Genomic DNA, 21,007 nt, shown 5'->3' on the forward strand with positions numbered 1-21,007 from the left:
TCCATGCGCCGCCTGGTTGTCTTCGCGCTCGCGTTGCTCGTCATCGCGGGCGGCGCGGCATTTTACGCGTGGAATGGCCCCGGCCCGGCGCCCAAGGCTTTGAGCGTGGTCGTGCCGGAAGGCGGCACGCTGCGCACTGCTGCGCGGGAGCTGGAAAAGGCGGGGGCGATCGGGTCGTCGCAACGCTTCCTGCTTCTCGCGCGCGTGTTCGGCGGGCAGGGCGTGATCCGCGCCGGCGAATACGAAGTGCCGAAGGGCGCCAGCGCGCGTGCGATCCTGGACCTGCTGCAATCAGGCAAGACGATGCAGCGCTTCGTCGCCGTGCCCGAGGGCATGCCGTCGATCCTCGTTTACGAGAAGCTGATCGCCAATCCGCTGCTGACGGGCCCGATTCCGATGCCGGCGGAAGGCTCGGTGCTGCCCGACAGCTACAGCTACACGCGCGGCGAACCGCGTGCCGCCGTGCTGAAGCGAATGACGGCGGCGATGGACAAAACGCTCGCCAGGCTCTGGGCCGCGCGCAAGCCATCGACCGTCGCGCGCACGCCCGAGGAGGCTGTCACGCTCGCCTCGATCGTCGAGAAGGAAACCGGCGTGCCCGCCGAGCGGCGGATGATCGCCGGCGTTTATTCGAACCGGCTGCGCATCGGCATGCCGCTTCAGGCCGATCCGACCGTCATCTACCCGGTCACCAAGGGCAAGCCGCTCGGCCGCCGCATCCTCCAATCGGAGCTGCGCGCGGACAATGGCTATAACACCTACGCCCGTCCCGGCCTGCCCGAAGGCCCGATCGCCAATCCCGGCCGCGCGTCGATCGCGGCGGTGCTCGATCCGGCACCGACCAATGCGCTCTATTTCGTCGCCAACGGCCAGGGTGGCCACGTCTTCGCCGACACGCTGGCCGAGCATAATGCCAACGTCGCGAAGTGGTACGCACTCAGGCGCGCGCGCGGCGAGATGTAGGTCAAAGAGGAGCCGTTCGTGTCGAGCAAAGTCGAGACACGCTTCTCGACTTCGCTCGACGCGAACGGATTCTTGCTATCTCAGCCACCCCCGCTTCATCGCCAGCTCACCCATCAGGGCCAGCAGCAGCGCGATCAGCAGCACGCAGATACCGAGCGGCTGGATGCCCGCGCCGCTCATGAAGAACACCCACGCCCAGTCGACGATCAGCGCCGCCAGCGCGACCCACAGCAGCAGGCGCGCCCAGCGCGCACGCATCAGCAGGCCTATCATCGCCGCCACGCTGCCCCACACGCCGATCGCATAGCCGGCCGTCGCCCAGACCGGCATCGCCGGCATCCCCGGCGGCGGCGCGAACGGCCCGCCGAGCACGCCGACGGACCCCAGATAAAACGCCGCCCCGATCGCATTCCAGACGAGGCCCAGCCCCGCCACGATCCAGAACCACGCAGGCACGCGATTGTCGTAAGTGGTCGCCATCATAACCCTCCCCGTTTATGGCGGCGGAAAGATGCGCTGTTGGGCCAGGCTTGGCAAATTCCGGGCGAGCGAAAGCACCGATGCCCGGGAAGGGTGGCAAGCGGCTGTTTCCCCTCTCCCCTTGCGGGAGAGGGCGACTCGCCCCGGACTTGATCCGGGGCGAGCGGGGAGAGGGGGGCGAGCCGCAGGCTCGCGCGGCGCAAAGCGCCGCACCCCTCTCTAAGCTTTGCTAGGCAGCAAGCTGCCAACCAAAGCTATTCTCTCCCGCAAGTGGACAGAAGCTCAGGTCCGCTACCGGTCGTTTCCGGACATAGCCGCGATGATCCTGCCGAATGTCCGACAGGTGGAAAGCGGATGTCGTCGCTCCCTCATCTCCGTTCGTCCCGAGTAGCCGTCGAGTAGCTCGCGACGCGAGCGTATCGAGACGGCGTATCGAGGGGGCCACATCCCTCGATACGAGCCCTCGAACGGACAATGGCGGGAACCAGTCGAAAGCAGACGTCCCGCTGTCCTACACGCCTGGTCATCTGATACGCCCGACTCGGCCGCACGCACCGGCTTATTTGAATCGTTCAGAACTTGTGCAAGCCGGGGCGAGCCGATCGGCGGAGGGTGACAAAAGGGACAGTGACGTGCTGGCACCTTTGTTACCTTTGTCTCGCTGTGAAGCGAGCTGGTCAGAGCAATCCCGCCCCCGCGGCTGGCCGGCAGGCGTGGATCATGACCGGCTTGCCGTTGGGCGGGCGATAGTCGCGGCGGATGGCTGCGGTCACGGCCGCCACCCGTTCGGCCGGAAGCAGGGCGATGACGCAGCCGCCGAAGCCGCCGCCGGTCATGCGGGCGCCGCCCTCAGTACCGATCTCGCGCTGGAGGATCGCGACAAGCTCGTCGATCGCGGGGACGGTGATCTCGAAATCGTCGCGCATCGAGGCGTGGGAGTCGGCCATCAGGCGCCCCAGCCGCGCCATGTCGCCGGCCGCGAGCGCTTCGGCGGCGTCGAGGGTGCGGGCGTTTTCCGTCACCACATGGCGAGCGCGCATCCGGGCGAGTTCGCCCAGATCCTCGGCGCTGGCAAGCTGTGCTTCCTCGGCATCGCGCAACGCGAGCACGCCGAAGTGGCCGGCCGCCTCCTCGCATTGCCGGCGGCGCTCATTGTAGGCGCTGTCGACCAGGCCACGCTCGACGCCTGAATGGACAATCAGCACGGCCGCATGCTCCGGCAGCGGCATCGGGCGGCATTCGAGCGAGCGGCAGTCGATCAGCAGCGCCTGCTCGGGCTCGGCGCGGGCGGAGACGAGCTGGTCCATGATCCCGCACGCGCAGCCGGCGAACTCATTCTCGGCTCGCTGGGCGAGTTGGGCGAGCAGGGTCGGGTCGATCTCGGCGCCCGCGAGGCTGGCGACGGCCAAGCCGACCGCGACTTCCAGCGAGGCGGAGGAGGAGAGGCCCGCGCCCTGCGGCACGTCGCCGGCGATCGCGAGCTCCATGCCTTGCGGCGCCATTTCGAGTTCCACCAGCATCGCGATCATGCCGCGGACATAGTTGCGCCAGTCGCCGGGCCCGGCATCGTCGACTCGCTCGGCGAAAGTGAAGCGGTCCTCGGCGGCGAAATCGGCGGCATAGACCACGATTTCCGATCCCGCCCGGCGCGCCGCGACGACGGTGCCCCGGTCGATCGCCAGCGGCAGCACGAAGCCGTCATTATAGTCGGTATGCTCGCCGATCAGGTTCACGCGGCCGGGCGCCTGCGCGATCAGGTCGGGCGCGCCGCCGAAACGCTGGGCGAACACGCGCTTCACCCGTTCGATTGTCGCCTGCTCAGCCATTCGTGTCGTCCAGATAGTGCGTCGTGCTCACGTCGCGCAAACGCGCGGCGGCCTGTTCGGGCGTCAGGTCGCGCTGCGCTTCGGCGAGCAACTCGAAGCCGACCATGAACTTGCGCACCGTCGCGGACCGCAGCAGCGGCGGGTAGAAATGGGCGTGGAGCTGCCAGCCGCTGGTGTCCCGCCCGTCATAGGGCGCGCCGTGCCAGCCCATCGAATAGGGGAAAGAGCAGCGGAACAGATTGTCGTAGCGGGTCGTGAGCTCCTTCAGCACGCGCGCCAGGCCGTCGCGGTCCGCGGGCGCAAGCTCCTCGAGCCGTGCGACCGGGAAGCGCGGCAGCAGCAGCGTCTCGAACGGCCAGCTCGCCCAGAACGGCACGATCGCAAGCCAGCGCTCGGTCTGCACCACGACGCGCGGGCCGTCCGCCTCGCGCTCCGCCACCTCCACCAGCATCGGTTGCCCATGTTCCGCGATCCAGGCGCGCTGGCGCTCGTCCTCGCGCCCCGGCTCCTCGGGCAACCAGCTTGTCGCCCAGACCTGCCCATGCGGATGCGGGTTGGAGCAGCCCATCATGGCGCCCTTGTTCTCGAATAACTGCACCCAGGCGTGGCTGCGGCCCAGTTCCTCCGCCTGCGCCACCCAGGCATCAACAACTGCTCGGATCTGCTCCACCGACAGCAGGGGCAGGCTGGCCCCGTGATCGGGCGAGAAGCAGATCACCCGCGCCGTTCCCCGCGCCGGCTCGGCCGCGAACAGCGCGTCGTGCGATTCCGGTGCCGGCGTGTCGGGCAGCAGCGCCGCGAAGTCGTTCGGGAAGATGTGGACGCCCTGGTAATCCGGGTTGTGCTCGCCGGTGACGCGCGCGTTGCCGGGGCAGAGATAGCAGCACGGATCGTGCGCGGCGCCGCGCGCCTCGCAGGCTTGGTCGGTCTGGCCGAGCCAGGGCCGCTTCATCCGGTGCGGCGACACCAGCACTTCGCCGCCGTTCAGCGGATTGCGCCTGCGGTGCGGATGGTCGGCCGGGTCGAACGCCACTGATTGCTCTCCGGAATGGGGCCGTAGAGGAACGGGCCGGACAAGCAAAGAGCCCCGTCGCTTGTCGGCGGCGGGGCTCCGTTTGAGATCTCCGCCCTCGGATCGAGAGCGAAGAACTCATCCTCCCGGTTTTTCAGGCCGGTCGGAAATCATAGAACGCGTGGAACGGCGGCGGGGTTCCCGATCAGGTGAGATTCGGGCGCAGCCAGCGTTCGGCCTGGGCTAGATCGACGCCGCGGCGGCCGGCATATTCCTCCAGCTGGTCGCGGTCGATCCGGGCGACGCCGAAATACTCGCTTTCGGGATGGCCGAAATAGAAGCCGGATACGGCCGCGGTGGGCAGCATCGCGAAGCTTTCGGTCAGCGTGATGCCGGAGGGGCTGCCGAGCATGTCGAACAGGATCGGCTTCAGGCTGTGATCCGGCGAGGCGGGATAGCCTGGCGCCGGGCGGATGCCGCGATATTGCTCGCGGATCAGCGCCTCGTTGGTCAGCTGCTCGCCCGCCGCATAGCCCCATAAATCGGTGCGGACATGCTTGTGCAGCCGCTCGGCGAACGCCTCGGCGAAGCGGTCCGACAGCGCCTTCAGCAGGATATCGGAATAATCGTCATGCGTTTCCTTGAAGCGGGCCAGATGCGGCTCCGCGCCGTGGATCGCGACGGCAAAGCCGCCGATCCAGTCTCCGGCCGGGTCGATGAAGTCCGCCAGGCACATGTTCGGCCGGCCGCGCGACTTGATCGTCTGCTGGCGCAGCATCGGCAAGCGGACCTCCGCGCCGTCGCAGGGGCGGACCAGGATATCGTCGACCTCGCGCCGGCAGGGCCACAGGCCGGCGGTGCCGCGCGCGGTCAGCCATTTCTCGGCGATGATGCGGTCCAGCATCGCGTTGGCGTCGGCGAACAGGTTGCGCGCGCTTTCCCCCACCACGGCATCGTCGAGGATCGACGGATAAGTGCCCGCCAGCTCCCAGGCGCGGAAGAAGGGCGTCCAGTCGAAATGATCGCGCAGGTCCTCCAGCGGCCAGTCGTCGAAGCTGTGCAGGCCCGGCTGGACCGGAGCAGGGGGTTTCAGCGCGAAATCTGCCTTGAAGCCATTCGCCCGCGCGTCGGCGATCGGCAGCAGCTCGTTCTGACCCTTGTTCTCGCGCGCGGCCCGGACGGCGGCATAGTCGGCGCCGGTCTTGTCGACGAATTCCTCGGCCAGCGTGTCGCTGACCAGAGTCGAGGCGACGCCGACCGCGCGGCTGGCGTCGAGCACATGGATCACCGGCCCGTCATAGGCCGGATCGATGCGCAGCGCGGTGTGCACCTTGGACGTGGTCGCGCCGCCGATCAGCAGCGGCATCGTCATGCCGGCGCGCTTCATTTCCTCGGCGACGGTGACCATCTCGTCCAGCGATGGCGTGATCAGGCCGGAAAGGCCGATCATGTCCGCGTCGTTCTCGTTCGCGGTCTCCAGGATCCTGGTCCAGGGCACCATCACGCCCAGGTCGATCACCTCGAAGCCGTTGCACTGCAGCACGACGCCCACGATGTTCTTGCCGATATCGTGGACGTCGCCCTTCACGGTCGCCATCACGATCCGGCCCTTGCCGCGGGCGTTCGGGTCCTTCTCCGCCTCGATGAAGGGCAGGAGGTGCGCGACCGCCTTCTTCATCACGCGGGCGGACTTCACGACCTGCGGCAGGAACATCTTGCCCGATCCGAACAGGTCGCCGACGACGTTCATCCCGTCCATCAGCGGGCCTTCGATCACTTCGATCGGACGGGGGAACTGAAGGCGTGCTTCCTCGGTATCCTCGATCACATGGGCGTCGATGCCCTTGACCAGCGCGTGCTCGAGCCGCTTCGCGACCGGCCAGCCGCGCCATTCCTGGGCCTGTTTCTCGGCGACCGCGTCGGGGCCGCGATAGCGCTCGGCCAGCGCGATCAGCCGGTCGGTGGCGTCGTCGCGCCGGTCGAGGATCACATCCTCGCAGGCCTCGCGCAGCTCCGGGTCGATCTCGTCATAGATGTCGAGCTGTCCGGCATTGACGATGCCCATGTCCATGCCCGCCGGAATGGCGTGGTACAGGAACACCGAGTGCATCGCGCGGCGCACCGGCTCGTTGCCGCGGAAGCTGAAGCTGAGGTTCGACAGCCCGCCTGATATATGGACGTGCGGGCAGCGCGCCTTGATCTCGCGCGTCGCCTCGATGAAGTCGATCGCGTAGCGGCGATGTTCGTCGATCCCGGTCGCGATCGCGAAGATGTTCGGATCGAAGATGATGTCCTCGGCCGGAAAGCCGATGCCGGTCAGCAGCTTGTAGGCGCGCTCGCAGATCTCGACCTTGCGCTGCTTTGTGTCCGCCTGCCCGGTCTCGTCGAACGCCATGACGACGACGGCGGCGCCATAGGCCATCACCTTGCGCGCCTGGTCGAGGAACGCCGCTTCGCCTTCCTTCATGCTGATCGAGTTGACGATCGGCTTGCCGGACACGCATTTCAGCCCCGCCTCGATCACCGACCATTTGGACGAGTCGACCATCACCGGCACGCGTGCGATGTCGGGCTCGGCGGCGATCAGCTTCAGGAAGGTCGTCATCGCCGCCTCGGCGTCGAGCAGGCCTTCGTCCATGTTGACGTCGATGATCTGCGCGCCGTTCTCGACCTGCTGGCGCGCGACCTCGACCGCCTTCGCATAGTCGCCGGCCATGATCAGCTTCTTGAACGCCGCCGATCCGGTGACGTTGGTGCGCTCGCCGATATTGACGAACGTGGCGGATTGCGGAGCCGCTTCGGGCTCTTCCTTGTATGCGGTAGCCATAATCGGGTCAGGCGGCGATGCGCATCGGGTCAAGGCCGGCCAGGAAGGTCTGGCGCCGGGCTGACGGGATCGCGCGCGGCACCTTGCCCGCGACCGCGTCCGCCATCGCGCGGATGTGATCGGGGGTGGTGCCGCAGCAGCCGCCGACGATGTTGATCAGCCCTTCGTCCGCCCAGCCGCGCATGAAGCCGGCGGTCGTGTCCGGCGATTCGTCATAGGCGCCGAGGTCGTTGGGCAGGCCGGCATTGGGATAGACCATCAGCAGCGTGTCGGCGATCGGCGACAGCGAAGCGACGCTCGGCCGAAGCTGCGGCGCGCCGAATGAGCAATTGAGGCCGATCGTCAGCGGCCGCGCGTGGCGCACCGAGGCCCAGAAGCTCTCGATCGAATGGCCGGACAGGTTACGGCCCGACATGTCGGTGATCGTGAAGCTGATCATCAGGGGCACTTCGCGCCCGCGCGCCTCGCCCGCCTCGATCGCAGCCATGATGCCGGCCTTGGCGTTCAGCGTGTCGAAGATGGTTTCGATCAGGATGAAGTCGACGCCGCCGTCCAGCAGCGCGTCGGCCTGCTCGCGATAGACGGCCTTCAGCTCGTCGAACGAGATCGCGCGATAGCCGGGATCGTTGACGTCCGGCGACAATGACAGCGTCTTGTTGGTCGGGCCGATCGCGCCGGCGACGAAGCGCGGGCGCCCGTCGGCGGCTTCGGCGGCGCTGGCGGCCTCGCGCGCGATCCGCGCCGAAGCGAGGTTGATGTCGCGGACCAGATGCTCGGCGCCGTAATCGGCCTGACTCACCGCATTGGCGTTGAACGTATTGGTCGAGACGATGTCCGACCCGGCATCCAGATACGCCTCGGTGATCTTCGCGACCACCTGCGGCTGGGTGAGCGCCAGCAGGTCGTTATTGCCCTTCTGGTCGTGGCCGAGATCGAGCGATCCGCGATAGTCCGCCTCGGTCAGCCGGTATGACTGGATCATCGTCCCGAACGCGCCGTCGGTCAGCAGGATGCGCTTCGCGGCTTCGGCGCGCAGGCGCCGGGCGGCTTCGGATGTGATCATGCGGCCTTCTCCTGTGCCGTCGCGACCGGCCGTAGCCCGAGCAGATGGCAGATCGCGTAGGCGAGCTCGGCGCGGTTCAAGGTGTAGAAATGGAAATGGCGAACGCCGCCGGCATAGAGCTTGCGGCAGAGCTCGGCGGCTAGCGTCGCGGCGACCAGCTGGCGCGCGGCCGGGCGGTCGTCCAGCCCCTCGAACAGCCGATCCATCCAGCCCGGGATTTCCGCGCCGCACAGCCCCGCGAACTTGCGGGTCTGCGCGACGTTCGAGACAGGCAGGATGCCCGGCACGATCTCCGACTCGATCCCCGCCGCCGCTGCCGCGTCGCGGAAGCGGAAGAAACAGTCCGGCGAGAAGAAGAATTGGGTGATCGCCCGTGTCGCGCCGGAATCGAGCTTGCGCTTCAGATTATCGAGATCCGCGACCTGTGTGCCCGAATCCGGGTGGCATTCGGGATAGGCGGCGACCGAGATTTCGAACGGGTGCAGGCTGCGCAGGCCGGCGACCAGTTCGGCCGCATTGGCATAGCCGCCCGGGTGTGCGCGAAACGGTTCGCCCGCCACCGGCGGATCGCCGCGGAGCGCGACGATGTGGCGCACGCCGGCCGCCCAATATTCCTCGGCAACAGCATCGATTTCGGCCCGGCTGGCCTCGACGCAAGTCAGGTGCGCGGCGGCGGCAAGGCTGGTCTCGCGCTGGATGCGGGCGACGGTCGCGTGCGTGCGCTCGCGGGTCGACCCGCCCGCGCCATAGGTGACGGAGACGAAGCGCGGCCCGAGCGGCGCCAGCGTCTGGACCGACTCCCAGAGCTGGGCTTCCATTTTTTCGGTCTTGGGCGGGAAGAATTCGAACGACACGCCGATATCGCCCGGCAGGCCGGCGAACAGCGGGGCGTCGAGCGCGCGCCGCGCTTCCTCCATCTGCGAAAGCGAGAGCGTCATGCGGCTTTCTCCCGGACTGCGCTCGGCCGTTCGGCGAGCCAGAGCTTCACGGTCAGTTCGCCCCCTTCGAGTTCGCGGATCGCGCTGAGTTCGAGTCCGGCCGCGTTCAGCCAGCCCTCGATCTGTCCGTCGGAAAAGCCGAGCCGCTGATGCGCGTCGCGGGTGCGCAGCTCCTCGCGCTCGTGCGGCGCGAAGTCGACGATCAGCATCCGCCCGCCATCGGCGACCAGCCGCGCTGCTTCGCCGAGCGCGGTGCCGGGCTGCGGCACGAAGTGCAGCACCTGGTGCAGGATCACGGTATCGGCCAGCCCATCGGCCAGCGGCAGGGCGGTCAAATCGCCCTGGCGCAGCTCGGCGGCGGGCACCGCCTCGGCCAGCTTGGCGCGGGCGAGGCGCAGCATTTCCGGCGACCGGTCGACGCCCAGCGCGCGCGTCGAGGAGGCGCCGAACAGCTCGATCATCCGGCCAGTGCCGGTGCCGAGATCGACCAGCCGGCCGACCGGCCGCTCGCCGAGCATCTCGGCCATCGCCGCCTCGACCTGCTGTTCGGGTACGTAAAGCGAACGGATCGCGTCCCACTCGCCGGCCCGCTCGGCGAAATAGCGTTCGGCCGCCTCGGCGCGCTCGGTGCGCACGGCCGCGAGGCGGGCGGCATCCTCGTCCACCCAGTCGCCGGCGGCGTGCTCGATTGCGGCCAGCAAAGGCTCGTTGCGCGGGTCCTCGGCAAGGGCCAGGAACACCCAGCTGCCTTCGCGGCGGCGCGTGGTCAAGCCGGCATCGGCGAGGATGCGGACGTGCCGCGACACGCGCGGCTGGCTCTGCCCCAGCACCTGCGCAAGTTCGCCCACCGACAGCTCCATCCGCCGCAGCAGCGCGAAGATGCGCAGCCGCGTCGGGTCGCCTAGCGCGCGGAAGATGTCGAGCAGCCGATCCACAAATCAGGACATAAAGATATCTTTATGTGTGGGCAAGCCTAAAGCTCCTCCCCGGACCGGGGAGGCGTTTTAAGTCAGCGGCCCGTGCTCGATGCGGGGCAGCACGTGGCGGGCGAACAGGTCCGCTTCCGCCTGGTGCGGGTAGCCGGACAGGATGAACGCCTCGATCCCCATTTCCTGGTAGCGACGGAGCTTCGCCAGCACCTGGTCGGGATCGCCGACGATCGCCGCGCCGCAGCCGGAACGGGCGCGGCCGATGCCGGTCCACAGGCCATCCTCGACAAATCCTTCGTCGTCCGCGGCCTCACGCAATGCGGCCTGGGCGGTCACGCCGACCGAGGTCGAATCGAGCGATTTCCGGCGGATCGCCGCGCCGGTCTCCGCGTCGAGCTTCGAGAGCAGCCGGCGCGCATAGGCGCGCGCTTCGTCCTCGCTCTCGCGGACGATCACATGGGCGCGGTAGCCGAAGCGCAGCGTGCGTCCGTAGCTTGCGGCGCGGGTCTTCATGTCGGCGATGATGTCGCGCACCGCTTCCTCGCGATCGGGCCACATCAGATAGACGTCGCAGCCCTGAGCGGCGGCGTCGCGCGCGTCCGGCGAGAGGCCGCCGAAATAGAGCGGCGGGCATTTGCCGGAAACGGTGCCGATCCGCGGCGGATCGAGCTTCAGCTTCCAGAACTCGCCGTCATGGTCGAGCGGCTCGCCGTTCAGCATCGTCTTCAGGATCTTCATCGCCTCGACGGTGCGGGCATAGCGCGGCGCCGAAGGGAGCGATTCGCCCGGCATTTCCGACGAGATGATGTTGACCGTGAGCCGCCCGCCGAGAATCCGGTCGATCGTCGCGATCTGCCGCGCCAGCTGCGGCGGCCAGCTCTCGCCGATGCGCACCGCCATCAGCAACCGGATGCGGCGAACAAGCGTCGCGATCGCGGCGGCGAAGGCCGTGGTGTCGATGCCCAGCGCGTAGCCGGACGGGAGCAGGATATTGTCGAAGCCGCCGGTCTCGGCGGTCAGCACGATGTCGCGGCAATGTTCCCAGCTCGATCGTAGCTTCGGGTCCGGCACGCCCAGGAATTCATAATCGTCATCGCACAGCGCGGAGAACCAGCTGATCTCGCATTGACCCGTCACGGCAGTCTTTCCCCCATCGAAGCTTGCAGCACCGCGTACCATTCGGCGCGCGTCCAGCGCGGTTTCAGCGCCTGCGGAATCAGCGCGATCCGCTCCGGCCGCTGGCTGCCGACAATCGGGATTGGCCGCGCCGGGTGCGTCATGATCCAGCTGAGCGTCGCCGCGCTGCGGTCGACGCCGGCCTCCTCGGCCTTGCGGTCGAGCAGTGCCGCGACTTCCAACGTGCGGGCGTCGCGCGGCTCCATCAGGGTGCCGCGCGCGAGCGGCGACCAGGCGAGCACGGCCAGGCCCATGGTCATCGCCTGGTCGAGCAGGCCGGACCGGATCGGATCGAGCGCAAGCGCGGAGAATTCCGGCTGGGTGGTGGCGATCGGCACGGTCAGGAAATGCTGGAGCGCGGCGGTCTGGGCGACGGTGAAGTTCGACACGCCGATCGCGCCGATCTTCCCCGCCGCCTGCGCGTTTTCGAGCGCCCGCGCGACTTCCTGCGGGTGGGTAAGGATGTCCGGCCGGTGGATCTGCCACAGCTCGACCCGGTCGAGGCCGAGTCGCTTCAGCGATGCGTCGATCGCCTGCTCCAGATAGGCCGCGCTCGAATCATACGGCGTGCCGATCACGATCCCGCCCTTGGTCGCCACCACCATTCGCTGGCGCAGGCCCTGAGATTCGGCGAAGATGCGGCCCAGCAGCGACTCGGCGGCGCCGAACGGCTCGCCATTGTCGGGGCCGTAGATGTCGGCGGTGTCGAACAGCGTCACGCCGGCCTCCAGCGCCGCTTCCACTCTGCGCCTGGCGGCCGTCGTATCGTCGCCGGAAAAGCGCCACATGCCCCACGCGATCGGCGAAACCATGATCCCGCTCTTGCCGAGCGGCCGAGGATCGGGTGAGAAGGGCAGATATGTCATCGCTGTCATATGGCACGAAGGAAAGCCGGATGGGAAGCAGGGTTCGCTACGGATTGATCGGCACGGGCATGATGGGCGTCGAGCACATCCAGAATCTGCGCGTCACGCCCGGCGCGGAGCTGACTGCGATCTACGACCCGGTGCCGACCTCGCTCGACTGGGCACGCACGGCGTCGAAAGGCTGGAGCGATCCGAAGGCGTTCGAGAGCGGGGAGGCGATGGTCCGCTCGGGTGAAGTCGACGCGGTGATCATCGCCAGCCCGAATCACACGCACCGCGCGGTGCTGGAGCCGCTGATGGACTCGGCCGTCCACATCCTGTGCGAAAAGCCGCTGGCAACGACCGTCGCCGATGCGCGCTGGATCGCCGATCGCGCGGCGGCGCGACCCCAGGTCTTCTGGACGGCGATGGAGTATCGTTTCATGCCGCCGGCCGCGAAGTTCATCGAGCAGGTGCATGGCGGGCGCGTCGGGCGGCTGCAGATGCTCTCGATCCGCGAGCATCGTTTCCCCTTCCTGCCCAAGGTCGGCGACTGGAACCGCTTCTCGCGCAACACTGGCGGCACGATGGTCGAGAAATGCTGCCATTTCTTCGACCTGATGCGGCTGATCGTCCGGTCTGAGGCGGTGCGAGTCTATTGCTCCGGCGCGATGGACGTGAACCACCAGGACGAGCGCTATCACGGCGAGAAGCCGGACATCATCGACAACAGCTACACGGTGGTCGATTTCGAGAATGGCGCGCGGGCGATGCTCGACCTGTCGATGTTCGCGGACGGTGCCGAGAACCAGGAAGAGATCACCGCCGTGGGCGACAAGGCGCGGCTGGACGTGCTGATCCCGGAAGGCTCGCTCATCCTTTCGCCGCGCGTCGGGTTCATGAACCCCAAGCAGGTGACGCGCGAGCATGTGCCGGTCGACGAGACGGCGCTCGCGGTCGGCCAGCATCACGGCTCGACCTATTACCAGCACCAGGCCTTCAGCGCGGCGGTACGCGGGGAGGGGCCGGTGATCGTCACGGCCGAGGACGGCCTGCGCGCGGTCGAGATCGGCGCCGCCGCCGAGCTCAGCGCGCGCGAGAAGCGCGTGGTGACGCTGGAGGAAGTGCGACGCTGAACCGCTCAGCGCGCGTTCAGGTTCCTGCCTTTATCAGGCGTCATTATGGCTCGATTCTCGCGACTCATCCTGGGTGCGGCGCTGGCCGCCGTTACCGTCACGCCCGCGCTCGCCGGGCAACGGCCGTCGCCGGAGGCGCGGCTCGACAAGCTGATCGGGGACCGCGTGCCGGGCAAGCCGGTTTCCTGCATCAACCTGCGCGACGTGCAGTCGAGCACGATCATCGACGGCACCGCGATCGTCTATCGCGTCGGCAGCAAGCTGTACGTAAACCGCCCGCAGAGCGGCGCCCGCTGGCTGGACGACGACGATATCCTGTCGACCCGCACCATTGGGTCGCAGCTTTGCCGGATCGACGCAGTCCACCTGATCGACCGCAGCGCCCGGTTCCAACGGGGCTTCGTCGTGCTCGGCGACTTCGTGCCGTACAGCCGTCAGCGCTGATCCCCGGCCAGCCGGGACCCGCCTGAATCCGTGCGCTGATCCCTTGCGTGCGGGCGAGTGATGCGCCTGCGCAACAATCGCCGACTCAAAATGTGTCGCCGGCAAATCGCGCACTTTCGCTCCGATTTTTTTCCGACTATTGATTTATGACAACGCTATCTGAAAAACATTGCGGGGGAGGTCTGAATGCGCCGGATTTGCTTGAGCACCAGCCTTGTCGCGTTGGCGATCGGATCCGCGCCGGCGCTGGCGCAGAACGCCGCACCGGCGACCGCCGCCGACGAGGCCGGCTATGGCGACATTGTCGTCACCGCCCAGAAGCGCGAAGAGAATCTGCAGAGCGTGCCCGCCGCGATCAGCGTCGTCACCGGCGAGCAGATCGAGAATCGCGGCGTCATCAACATCACCTCGCTGCAGCAGCTGGTGCCCAGCCTGAACTTCAAGGACAGCGCGACGACGATCGATTCGTCGGTGTTCCTGCGCGGCGTCGGCACGATCAATTTCTCGATCGCGGCCGAGCCGAGCGTCGGCTTTGTCGTCGACGGCGTGACCTATGCCCGATCGGGCGAGGCGTTCGGCGACCTTTACGACATCGAGCGCGTCGAGGTGCTGCGCGGACCGCAGGGCACGTTGTTCGGCAAGAACGCGTCGGCCGGCGTGATCAGCATCACGACGCGACGGCCGGGCAACGAGCTCGGTGGCTTTGTCGAGGGGCAGGCGACCACCGACGACGAATACAAATTGCGCGGCGCGATCGACCTGCCGGTCAGCGACAGCATCAAGACCCGCTTCACTGGCAATTACGGCTGGTACGACGGCATGGTGCGCAACATCACGCTGGGTCGCACCGTCAACGGCTATGAGCGCTGGGGCGTGCGCGGCATGGCGGTGGCCGAGGCGACGCCCAGCCTGACCTTCACGCTGATCGGCGATTATCGCCACCAGAACAGCGATTGCTGTGCCGAGGTGATCGGCACGACGCCGGCCGGCGCGCTCGCCGCCGCACTCAACGGCGTGAAGCTGCGCGGCGACGAGACGCGGCAGATCCGGCAGAACACGCTGACGAGGACCAGCGAGACCAGCTGGGGCGTGTCGCTGGAAGGTGATCTCGACGTCGGTGCGCTCGGCACGCTGACCTCGATCACCGCCTATCGGAAATACCGCAATTTCGGCATCCGCGACGGCGACTTCATCGACACGGTGTACAATATCGCCGGCGGCAACCAGCTCGACGATTTCGGGCCGCAGCCGTCCAAGACGTTCACGCAGGAAGTGCGGCTTGCCTCGCCCGGCAACCAGCCGTTCGAATACGTCATCGGCGCCTTCTACTACAACGCGAAGCAGCAGCGGACTTTCCAGCGCGACGACATCGTCTGCTCGGCGACGACGCTGGCGCCCGTCGCGCCGGGACTGGCGCCTTGCGCGGCGGGCTCGTCGACCTTGCGCTTCCCGAGCGCGGTCGGGACCTTCGGCTCGACGATCGAGAATTATGCGCTGTTCGGGAATCTCACCTACAATGTCACCGACTGGTTCCGGCTGATCGGCGGCGGCCGCTTCACGCATGACAGCGTCGACGCGTTCAACCGCCGCACGCCAGCGTCGAACGGCGGCGGGCCCGGCCTCGCCAATGCCGGCGCCAACTACCAGCTGCACACCAGCAACGACGATTTCTCGTGGCGCGCGGGCGCGCAATTCGACGTGAACCCGGACTGGATGCTCTACGGCACCTACAGCCAGGGCTATAAGGGGCCAGCCTTCAACGTCTTCTTCAACCAGAACGACAACCAGCTCGCGCCGATCGCTGCGGAGACGGCCGACGCCTATGAGGTCGGCTCCAAATACCGGACCGCGGACGGCGTGTTCACGCTGAACACCGCGCTGTTCTACGCCAAGTATCACAATTTCCAGGCGAACAGCTTCGTGAACCTGAATGGGTCGGTGATCACGCAGCTGACCAATGCTGGCGACGTTTCGACGCGCGGCGTCGAGGTCGACACGGTTCTGCATCCGGCCCGCAACTTCACGCTGACCGGCGGCCTGGCCTTCACCGACGCCCATATCGACCGCTTCAACCTGCCGCCGGGTGCGCCGGCGGGCGCCAGCACACGGCAAGGCGAGCGGCTGCCGCTGGCGCCGAAATGGAAGGGCAATCTGGGCGCGACCTGGAAGATCGAGACCGGCGGCTTCGCCGATATCGAGCTGGGCAGCCAGCTGTCGATCACCAGCGACCAGGTCTCGTCGCTGGAGCCGAACCCGGTGACGCGGCGCGCGATCACGATCGACGGCTACACGATCATCGACGCGAACATCGCCCTGGTCGACCCGAACGGGGTGTGGCGGGTGAACTTCATCGGCCGGAATCTCACCGACCAGAGCTATGCGACGCTGATCACGCCGGGGGGTCCGGGCGGCAGCTACCGTTATCTGCTGCCGCGCGACGTCGACCGCTATTTCGGCGTGAATTTGCGCTTAAATTATTGAGATCGGTGATGGGCTTCGAGCAGCAGTCCCGCCAGTTCACCGAGCAAGGCTATGCCGTCTTCCCCGGTGCGCTGGCAGGGGACGCGCTCAACCTGCTGCGGCGCGAGTGCGACGCGTTCGTCGCCCGCGAGGATGCGCGGATGGACGCGGCCGGCGTCGACACGCTCGGCATCAGCCACCGCGGCAAGCGCTATTTCGCGAACGAATGCCAGCGCGTCGCGCCTGAGCTGCGCCGCGTGCTGTTCAGCCCGGTGATGGCGGAGATTTGCCGCGCGACCTTGGGTGATGACGCCTATTTCTTCTTCGACCAATATGTCGTGAAGGGCCCGGAGGGTGGCCTGCCGTTTTCCTGGCACCAGGATTCGGGCTATGTCGTCGGCAATGGCGGCCCTGCCGATCACGCGCCCTATCTCACCTGCTGGTGCCCGCTCGACGATGCGACCGAGGAGAACGGCACGGTGCGGCTGATCCCCGGCAGCCACCGGAACGGCATCCGGCCGCACGACCGCCAGCCGGGCAGCAACGACCTGGTCGGCGCGCCTGCGGATTCGGAAGGGGTGCTGGTCGAGGCGAAGGCCGGCGACGTGGTCGCATTTTCCAGCCTCACGCTGCACGCGACCGGCGCCAACCGTTCCGACCGGCCGCGCCGCGTCTATCTCGCGCAATACACGCCCGAAGCGATGCTCGACCCGGGCACCAGGCATCTGCGGCGCAACGCGATCCCAATCCTGCGCCATGGCGAGCGGGTAACGATTGGCTGATGCCCTCGTGACCTTCTCGCGCGGCCGCCGCAATCTTCTGTTCGTGCTGGCGCTCAGCGCCACGATCCTGAACCTGGTCGATCGCCAGATCATCTCGGTGCTGAAGCCGGAGATGGCGCACGAACTCGGCTGGAGCGACAACGATTATGGCACGCTCGCCGCCTGGTTCCAGGGCGCGGCAGCAGTCGCCTTTCTGTTCACCGGCTGGATCGTCGACCGGCTCGGCGTCAAATGGGCGAACCCGGTCGGCGTCGCGCTGTGGAGCCTGGCGGCGATGGCGCACGCCATCGCGCGGACCTTCGGCCAGTTCGTGCTGTGCCGCGTGGCCTTGGGCGCGACGGAGGCGATGGGCACGCCGGCTGCGATCAAGACGATTGCCGCGATCTTCCCGCCCGCGCAGCGCTCCAACGGCTATGGCCTGCTGAACGCGATCGGCAGCCTGGGCGCGATCGTGACGCCGCTGCTGATCCCGTTCGTGGCGCTCGCCTGGGGCTGGCACGGCGCGTTCCTGCTGGGCGGCGTGCTCGGGCTCGTCTGGTCCGTGCTGTGGCTGGTCGCGGTGCGCGGCGTCCGCTTCGGCGGCGACCATGATGCGCCGGGCGACGTGCCGGCGACGAAACGCGGGCCCAGCATCCTGACTGAGCGCCGCAGCTGGGCGATCGCGATCGCCAAATTCCTGTCCGATGCGACCTGGTGGCTGATGCTGTTCTGGATGCCGGACTTTTTCCACCGCAGCTTCGGCCTGTCCGGCGTCGCGCTGGGCCCGCCGCTGGCCATCGCCTATAGCTGCGCCGCCGTGGGCGCGGTGCTCGCCGGCACGATCACGACGCGAATGATCGCCGCCGGCCATGACCTTGCGCGCGTGCGCAAAGGCGCGCTGCTGGTCGCGGCCTTGTTCGCGACGCCGCTGCCGTTCGCGGACCTGGCGCACGATTACTGGCTGGCGGTGGCGCTGCTCGGCCTGGTCATGGCCGCGCACCAGGCCTTTTCGTCGAGCCTGTTCACGCTGATCGCCGACGTCTCGCCGCCGGAAAAGGTTGGCCGGGTGACTAGCTTCGGTGCCTTTGCCGGCAATATCGGCGGCATGGTGATCGCCAAGGTCGCCGGACTCGTGCTGGCGGCAAAGCTCGGCTACCTGCCACTGTTCCTGTTCGCGGGCTTTTCCTACCTGCTCGCCTACGGAGCGATCCAGCTGCTGATGCCCCGCCTGCCGCTGGAGGGCGTGGGGTCAAAGGGCCCGCCGCAGGGCGCGCACTAGCCCCAGCGCGGCGCCGTCGACGCGCGCTCGATCAGCTCCGAGGGCAGTACCACCTGCTCGACAGTTCCGGAGAACAGCAGCTCCGCCGCCCGCTCCGCCATCGCGCGGATCGGCTGGCGCATCGTCGTCAGCGGAGGCCAGACCAGCTTCGCCAGATCGGTGTCGTCGAAGCCGGCGATCGACAGCTGCTCGGGCACGCGGATGCGGCGCTGGTGCGCGACGCTCAGCACGCCGGCGGCCATGTCGTCGCTGCTGGCGAAGATTGCGGTCGGCGGCTCCGGCAGGCCCAGCAGCGCCTCCGCCGCCGCCCGGCCGGAGCCGAAGTCGAACCAGCCCTGCTCGACCAGGTTGAGGTCGAGCGGAATGCCGGCCTCGCGCAGGGCGTCGAGATAGCCCGCCAGCCGCTGATTGCTGACCGCATAGCTGCGGTGCCCGACGACGAAGCCGATCCGGCGATGGCCGAGCGCGATCAGCCGCCGCGTCATCGCCCGCGCCGCGCCTTCGTTGTCGATCGCGACCGAGGCGCTGCGATCGCGCTGCACGCCTGGCGAGATGCGGACATAGGGGGTGCCGGCGCGGTCCAGCTCGTCCAGCACCGGCGCGTTGTCGACGATCGGCGGCGTCAGGATCGCGCCGTCGAACCCCATCTGGCGGAAGAAAGTCAGCACGTCGGCGCCGAGCTCGTCCGCCTCCACTTCATAAGCGTGGACGATCAGCCGCACGCCCTCCGCCGCGCAGCGCCCGCGCAGCCCGGCGATCAGACCGTGCAGGTAATAGGGGCCGGGGTTCGAGCAGACGAGCGCGATCTGGAACGACCGGCCACCGGCGAGCGCCCGGGCGGCCTGGCTGGGATGGAAGCCCAGCGCCGCCATCGCTTCCTCGACCCGCGCGCGGGTCGCGGGGCGGACATAGCGTTCGTTGTTGATCACCCGCGACACGGTCTTGATCGAGACCCCGGCGGCCTGGGAGACGTCCTTGATGTTGGCCCGCATGAATGCGTTCTGGGGGATCGGGGCCAAGTCTGTCCAGAGATGTCCTTATCCGGGACAGGGTGGCTGCCATGTTAACCAATTAGCGTGCGAGACAGAATCGTTACCGAAACGTTAACCTGCATCTATGAAACGCAGACTCGTCCTCAGCAATGAAGCCGCGCGACATCCGTTTCGCCAAAGGCTTCCCCGCCCCACCCTGCAGGCGATCGAAGCCGTCGCCGACGACCGGAACGACCTCCGGCTGTTCGCGATGAGCTTCACCGCTTTCTTCATCGCGATCTACGGCCTGTTCGGCTGAGCTACCGCCCGAGGCGAAGCGCCTAAGAAGGGTGGGTTGCGGACGTTAGCCCCTCTCCGCTTGCGGGAGAGGGAGGGGCCCGCGCCCGCGTAGCGAGCGCGGGAGGGTGAGGGGGGAAACACCGAAGTCCGAGTTTCCCCCTCACCCCGCTCGCGCTGAAGCGCGAGTCGCCCTCTCCCGCAAGGGGAGAGGGGCTAGTGTCCGCTATGGGTCGAAAGCGGCCCTCGACCGTCGAGGGTTCGAAATAGACAGGGTACGCCTCTTGTCGGTCTTCCGACGCCTCAATCGCAGGCGAGGTGGAGTTTCCAGGCGAGCCAGGCTGCGACGAAGCACATGGCGGTGACCATCAGCAACTGGTCGACCGCGGAAACCCCGAGGGCACTGAGCGTGAACGCCAGCAGCGAGCCGGCGACCATCGCGCCTGAGTTGACGATATTGTTGGCCGCGACGGTGCGCGCGGTCTGGTCCTTGCCGACGGTCGTCGTCAGGAACGCATAGAGCGGCACCACGAACATGCCGCCGGTCACTGCCACGCCCAGCAGGGCGACCAGCAGCACCAGTGCGGAGGGGTGCCGGACGAACTCGGCGATATTGTAGAGCTGGCCGGGATGGTCGCCGATCCAGCTGCGTGCGACCATGTAGAGCAGCAGGATGAAGCCGGCCATCGCGATCACGCTGCCCGGCGCGTAGCGGGCCGAGACCTGGCCTTTCAGCAGCCGGTTGATCGCCACCGACCCGATCGCGACGCCGACCGAGAAGACGGCCAGGAACAGGCTGGCCACTTCCTGGTCGGAGGTCAGCACGTTCTTCACCAGCGGCGGGAATTCGATGATCAGCACCGCGCCGATCGTCCAGAAGAAGCTGATCGCGCAGATCGCGAGGAACAGTCGCGGAATGTGCATCGTCGCATTGACCAGCCGCACCGAGGCGCGGACGATGTGCCAGTCGAACGTATGTTCCTCGTGCAGCGGCGGCGCCGGCGGCACCTGGCGACCGGCGAACCAGCCTAGCACCGCGACGCCGAGCACGATCGCGGTCGTCTCCTGCGGCGTGGTGAAGCCGGCGAGGATCGTGCCGGCCAGAATCGCGATATAGGTGCCGGCCTCTACCAGACCGGTGCCGCCCAGCACTTCGTCGGGCTCGAGATGCTGGGGCAGGATCGCGTATTTGATCGGACCGAAAAATGTCGAATGCACGCCCATCGCCAGCACTGCCGCCAGCATCAGCGGGATGGACGGGAGCAGCAGCCCCAGCCCCCCGGCCAGCATGATCGCGATCTCGGCCGATTTGACGATGCGCACGATCCGCGCCTTGTCGCGCGTGTCGGCTAGCTGGCCGGACAGGGCGGAGAGCAGGAAGAAGGGCAGGATGAACAGTCCGGTCGCCAGCGCGTTGAACTGGGTTTCGACCTTCGGGTCCGAATAGACCTGATAGGTCGCGAACAGCACCATCGAGGTCTTGAACAGATTGTCGTTGAACGCGCCGAGGAACTGGGTCGCAAAGATCGGCAGGAACCGCCGCCGGCCGAGAAGCCGCATCGAAGTCTGCATGAGGTGCGGTGGGCCGTGACGTTGAAAC

At 67.5% G+C, this 21,007-nt stretch carries 18 protein-coding genes; 7 read left to right on the plus strand and 11 right to left on the minus strand.

The window, feature by feature from the left end; genetic code table 11:
* Window positions 1–3 precede the first annotated feature (3 nt).
* Window positions 4–963, plus strand: coding sequence for an endolytic transglycosylase MltG (mltG, locus tag GON01_RS04485; RefSeq protein ID WP_157026168.1), 960 nt, complete (start codon window positions 4–6; stop codon window positions 961–963).
* Between the two features lie 75 nt (window positions 964–1,038).
* Here mltG and GON01_RS04490 read toward each other — a convergent pair whose 3' ends face one another.
* From GON01_RS04490 to GON01_RS04530, 9 genes are all read right to left on the minus strand, one after another.
* Window positions 1,039–1,446 (minus strand): hypothetical protein, encoded by a 408-nt coding sequence (locus tag GON01_RS04490; protein ID WP_198159775.1) that lies wholly within the window; start codon window positions 1,444–1,446, stop codon window positions 1,039–1,041.
* Window positions 1,447–2,120: 674 nt separating this feature from the next.
* Entirely contained in the window at window positions 2,121–3,269 is a 1,149-nt protein-coding gene (gene galK / locus GON01_RS04495) for a galactokinase (protein ID WP_157026170.1), read from the minus strand.
* Complete coding sequence (locus GON01_RS04500; protein WP_181599894.1) at window positions 3,262–4,302, minus strand: UDP-glucose--hexose-1-phosphate uridylyltransferase; 1,041 nt, start codon at window positions 4,300–4,302, stop codon at window positions 3,262–3,264. The genes galK and GON01_RS04500 overlap by 8 nt, the downstream gene beginning before the upstream one ends.
* Window positions 4,303–4,486: 184 nt before the next feature.
* Entirely contained in the window at window positions 4,487–7,108 is a 2,622-nt protein-coding gene (metH, locus tag GON01_RS04505) for a methionine synthase (RefSeq protein ID WP_157026172.1), read from the minus strand.
* Between the two features lie 7 nt (window positions 7,109–7,115).
* On the minus strand, window positions 7,116–8,171 hold the full coding sequence (locus GON01_RS04510; protein ID WP_157026173.1) for a homocysteine S-methyltransferase family protein: 1,056 nt from the start codon (window positions 8,169–8,171) through the stop codon (window positions 7,116–7,118).
* Window positions 8,168–9,109: a methylenetetrahydrofolate reductase [NAD(P)H] gene (metF, locus tag GON01_RS04515; protein ID WP_157026174.1), complete on the minus strand. Its 942-nt coding sequence runs from the start codon at window positions 9,107–9,109 to the stop codon at window positions 8,168–8,170. Before metF ends, GON01_RS04510 begins: the two co-directional genes overlap by 4 nt.
* Window positions 9,106–10,044, minus strand: a complete 939-nt coding sequence (locus GON01_RS04520) for an ArsR/SmtB family transcription factor (RefSeq protein ID WP_181599895.1) — start codon at window positions 10,042–10,044, stop codon at window positions 9,106–9,108. Before GON01_RS04520 ends, metF begins: the two co-directional genes overlap by 4 nt.
* A gap of 69 nt (window positions 10,045–10,113) precedes the next feature.
* Window positions 10,114–11,217, minus strand: coding sequence for an LLM class flavin-dependent oxidoreductase (locus GON01_RS04525; RefSeq protein WP_157026175.1), 1,104 nt, complete (start codon window positions 11,215–11,217; stop codon window positions 10,114–10,116).
* Window positions 11,172–12,080: an aldo/keto reductase gene (locus GON01_RS04530; RefSeq protein WP_157026176.1), complete on the minus strand. Its 909-nt coding sequence runs from the start codon at window positions 12,078–12,080 to the stop codon at window positions 11,172–11,174. Before GON01_RS04530 ends, GON01_RS04525 begins: the two co-directional genes overlap by 46 nt.
* A 29-nt stretch (window positions 12,081–12,109) precedes the next feature.
* On the opposite strand from GON01_RS04530, the gene GON01_RS04535 reads away from it, so the two are divergent.
* The 5 genes from GON01_RS04535 (at window position 12,110) to GON01_RS04555 (ending at window position 18,139) form a co-directional block, all read left to right on the plus strand.
* Window positions 12,110–13,195, plus strand: coding sequence for a Gfo/Idh/MocA family protein (locus GON01_RS04535; RefSeq protein WP_157026177.1), 1,086 nt, complete (start codon window positions 12,110–12,112; stop codon window positions 13,193–13,195).
* A gap of 45 nt (window positions 13,196–13,240) precedes the next feature.
* Window positions 13,241–13,639, plus strand: a complete 399-nt coding sequence (locus GON01_RS04540; protein WP_157026178.1) for a hypothetical protein — start codon at window positions 13,241–13,243, stop codon at window positions 13,637–13,639.
* 186 nt (window positions 13,640–13,825) lie between these two features.
* Complete coding sequence (locus GON01_RS04545) at window positions 13,826–16,120, plus strand: TonB-dependent receptor (protein WP_157026179.1); 2,295 nt, start codon at window positions 13,826–13,828, stop codon at window positions 16,118–16,120.
* A gap of 8 nt (window positions 16,121–16,128) precedes the next feature.
* Window positions 16,129–16,881: a phytanoyl-CoA dioxygenase family protein gene (locus tag GON01_RS04550; protein ID WP_157026180.1), complete on the plus strand. Its 753-nt coding sequence runs from the start codon at window positions 16,129–16,131 to the stop codon at window positions 16,879–16,881.
* The gene (locus tag GON01_RS04555; RefSeq protein ID WP_157026181.1) at window positions 16,874–18,139 is read left to right on the plus strand and encodes an MFS transporter; all 1,266 of its coding nucleotides are present in this window, start codon (window positions 16,874–16,876) and stop codon (window positions 18,137–18,139) included. The genes GON01_RS04550 and GON01_RS04555 overlap by 8 nt, the downstream gene beginning before the upstream one ends.
* Here GON01_RS04555 and GON01_RS04560 read toward each other — a convergent pair.
* Entirely contained in the window at window positions 18,136–19,131 is a 996-nt protein-coding gene (locus GON01_RS04560; protein WP_157026468.1) for a LacI family DNA-binding transcriptional regulator, read from the minus strand. The genes GON01_RS04555 and GON01_RS04560 overlap by 4 nt on opposite strands.
* A 124-nt stretch (window positions 19,132–19,255) precedes the next feature.
* Here GON01_RS04560 and GON01_RS16575 point away from each other — a divergent pair, with 124 nt between their 5' ends.
* On the plus strand, window positions 19,256–19,429 hold the full coding sequence (locus tag GON01_RS16575; protein ID WP_181599897.1) for a hypothetical protein: 174 nt from the start codon (window positions 19,256–19,258) through the stop codon (window positions 19,427–19,429).
* 281 nt (window positions 19,430–19,710) lie between these two features.
* Here GON01_RS16575 and GON01_RS04565 read toward each other — a convergent pair whose 3' ends face one another.
* Window positions 19,711–20,979 carry an MFS transporter gene (locus GON01_RS04565; RefSeq protein WP_157026182.1) on the minus strand — a complete coding sequence of 423 codons (1,269 nt, stop codon included), beginning with the start codon at window positions 20,977–20,979 and terminating at the stop codon, window positions 19,711–19,713.
* Window positions 20,980–21,007 lie beyond the last annotated feature (28 nt).

Origin of the sequence: Sphingomonas horti, assembly GCF_009753715.1 — a bacterium.
GTDB lineage: Bacteria > Pseudomonadota > Alphaproteobacteria > Sphingomonadales > Sphingomonadaceae > Sphingomonas_B > Sphingomonas_B horti.